Here is a 2,979-nt window from a genome sequence, read left to right as displayed (position 1 = left end):
GGAGATGCTTGGATACAACTGGAACTATCCGCCGTTCGACTTTGACGTCGATGAAATCTGGAATTCCTACAACAAGCTCAAGATAATAGCCTTCAAGATAGACTTTTCAGCTGAAGAGCTTGAGCATGAATTTTCCCAAAAGGAGCTGGAATTTGTCCTTAAGCGCTTCGAAAGGCTCAAGGTCAAGTTCATGAACGAGATATACATGCTTGAAAACGAGGACTCCTTAGGTTTGTATTTCGGCAAGTGCAACATGTGCATGCGCTGCACAAGGGAATTCGGAATGCCCTGCAAGATGCCGTTTAAAATGAGATATTCAATAGAATCATTGGGAGGCGAAGTGGATCGAAGCGTTGAAGATCTGCTTGGCTATAAGATCCTTTACGCTCATGATGGTAAACTGCCCGAATACCTGATATTCGTAGGCGGCTTATTATATGACAAAAAAACAGGTGAGTAAAAATGAAAGTAAGTGTCATTGGTGGAACCGGACCTCAAGGACTCGGTATTGCTGAAAGATTAGCTATCGCCGGAGTCGACGTTATCGTAGGTTCAAGAAAAGAAGAAAAAGCATTAGACGTTGTAGCAAAAGCAAAAGAAGATTTAGCAGACTACGACTTATCTATGGTAGGTATGGCAAACGAAGATGCAGCAAAAGAAGGTGACGTATTAATCCTCACAGTACCATTAGCTGCACAAAAACCAACTGTAGAAGGAATCAAGGAATTCTGTACTGACAAGATTGTCATGGACGCAACCGTACCTTTAGAAACTGCAATCGGCGGAAAACCATTCAGATTTGTAGACCTAATGGAAGGATCAGCTGCTGAAAGGACCGCAAAAATCCTGGAAGGAACCGGTGCAAAAGTAATCTGTGCTTTCTGTAACATCTCAAACTCACACCTTTCAAACATCCCAGAAGAAATCGACTGTGACTGTTTGATTGCAGGTGACGACAAGGAAGCTAAAGAAATCGCCGCAGAAATCATCGACAAAATCCCTGGTATCAAAACAATCGATACAGGCGTTTTAGAAAAAGCAAGGATCATCGAAAAAATCACCCCATTGTTAATCGGATTGAACATCAAGTACAAATCCCACTACGGTGGATTAAGAATTACCGGAATTCCTGCTTTAGACAAAGACTGATTTTGATATTATGGATTCATTTGAACAATTGATAGGTCGAAACATAAATGAGATTGATTTGAATGAATCCTCTGATTTTATTTTGGTAACCTTAGGATACAATACAAAGCTTTGCGGTCGCAGGTATCCTACATCAAAGCTTAAATTAGCTGATTTGGACTATTTTAACCTGATTGAGTTCAGCGAACTTTTCAGAAAGGATACTCTTTTTATCATCTGGCACGATGAGACAGGACTCATCAGCGACTTGGAGATATATCACTTGAGCAACGACTTTGATATACTGTTCAAGGATTATTACTATATCAAAAAGGCCATAGATTCTGGCGAAGCCCATAATCTGACCGAGGGAGATACTAGGTATCTTGGAGCTTCAAGGCTTGAGGAAAAGGTGGCTCAGCCAAATTCAGATAGGATGGCGAATAAGCGTGAACTTGTTTTGAAGAAAAAATACCTGCAGAAGATTATCAATGACATCTGTAAATGAACTGTTAATCTTTCTTATTTTTGCATAAATCCATCATTGATTTATTTTGGTAAATATGGTCTCCTCAAAGAGATGATAGTACTGGTGATTTTGGATATAGTGTTTCGGATTTTGATGAATAAAAAAAGATTTTTACATTGTTGTTTGTTTTAAAAAGATTAATCATTCTTATTTTATCAATTTGGAGAAAAAGTTGTATGATACTGTAAAATTGCAGTTAAAAACAACTGACTGATTTAAATAATAGACATTATAAATTAGATTTAAAGAGCACTTTCAGAGTGGAGTTTTTGTAATGTCGATTAAGGTATAATTCAATAAGGCAAGCACTCGATTAAGGAATGCGACGGTGATGAATTCTTATGGCAAATCAATTCAAAAGTCGAAAAAGGTCAACAATTGACTGAAAGGGAATTGCTTTTAATAAGTTTAGTCTGTTTTATGAGTTCAAAACGCAATGTTGAATATTGTATTCTGAACTCGGCTATTGCACTGACAAACATTAAGGGTTTGGATAAGGATATTGCACAATTCGTAAAAGGGATTGTGCTGATGTTATGCGACAAATTTGTCTGTGATGAATCGTTAAGCACAACAATATCAAACTTGGTAGGTGGAAACATGAAGATAGTGGAAGATTATGCGCAAAGGGTAGCGCAAAGGAAAGTTGATGAAAAAATGCGAGAGAGAAATGAGGAGATTGTAATTAATTTGAGTAATGAAGGATATGGAATCGAGGATATTGTAAGAATTGCGAATGTTAGTCTGGATTTTGTTAGAAACGCATTGTCTAAATGATTAGGATATCCTGATAGTTCATTAGTTGTCTTAATGATGTTTAGATTGAGTGTTGGTAATTTATTACAGTAGGTTGAATTAGGTGGAAACATGAAGATAGTGGAAGATTATGCACAAAGGAAAGTTGATGAAAAAAGTGAAGAATTTGTAATTAATTTGAGTAATGAAGGATATGGAATCGAGGATATTGTAAGAATTACGAATGTTAGTCCAGATTTTGTTAAAAAAATCTTGTCTAAATGAATATTTCATTTTTTTTCATTTTCTCGAAACTTTTTTAATTAATCTGCCCAAAAGTGGAAGATACTTTAAATTTTTTTCCCATTTGCCAATTTTTAGAAGATATTTTTTGTCACCGAAAACTTTATTAACCCCATTATACTAATATTTTATACACAATATTACTATGTTGTGTATACATTGATAATTATATGCAAGAAATCAGCCATCACCAATTTGTGTTAACGATTAAAATGGCATTATTCGGCATATCAATCCCGTTTTGATCTAATTAAATGGGGGGATAGGATGCAGGAATTATTAAA

5 protein-coding genes are annotated in these 2,979 nt (G+C 35.9%); all 5 read left to right on the top strand.

Annotated features, from left to right (window positions below; all coding sequences use genetic code 11):
* A partial coding sequence (locus tag ACJROP_RS09395; RefSeq protein WP_406535211.1) for a DUF2284 domain-containing protein occupies positions 1–460 on the top strand: 460 nt, incomplete at its 5' end.
* Between the two features lie 2 nt (positions 461–462).
* Complete coding sequence (gene npdG / locus ACJROP_RS09390) at positions 463–1,149, top strand: NADPH-dependent F420 reductase (RefSeq protein WP_406535210.1); 687 nt, start codon at positions 463–465, stop codon at positions 1,147–1,149.
* 10 nt (positions 1,150–1,159) lie between these two features.
* Entirely contained in the window at positions 1,160–1,636 is a 477-nt protein-coding gene (locus ACJROP_RS09385) for a hypothetical protein (RefSeq protein WP_406535209.1), read from the top strand.
* 441 nt (positions 1,637–2,077) lie between these two features.
* Positions 2,078–2,434: a hypothetical protein gene (locus tag ACJROP_RS09380; RefSeq protein ID WP_406535208.1), complete on the top strand. Its 357-nt coding sequence runs from the start codon at positions 2,078–2,080 to the stop codon at positions 2,432–2,434.
* 90 nt (positions 2,435–2,524) lie between these two features.
* Positions 2,525–2,677 carry a helix-turn-helix domain-containing protein gene (locus ACJROP_RS09375; protein WP_406535207.1) on the top strand — a complete coding sequence of 51 codons (153 nt, stop codon included), beginning with the start codon at positions 2,525–2,527 and terminating at the stop codon, positions 2,675–2,677.
* Positions 2,678–2,979: the final 302 nt, after the last annotated feature.

This window comes from Methanobrevibacter sp. (assembly GCF_045220775.1).
In the GTDB taxonomy this organism is placed as follows: Archaea; Methanobacteriota; Methanobacteria; order Methanobacteriales; family Methanobacteriaceae; genus Methanocatella.
Note: the sequence above shows the minus strand (reverse complement) of the source record. Positions and strands in the feature narration are given on the sequence as shown.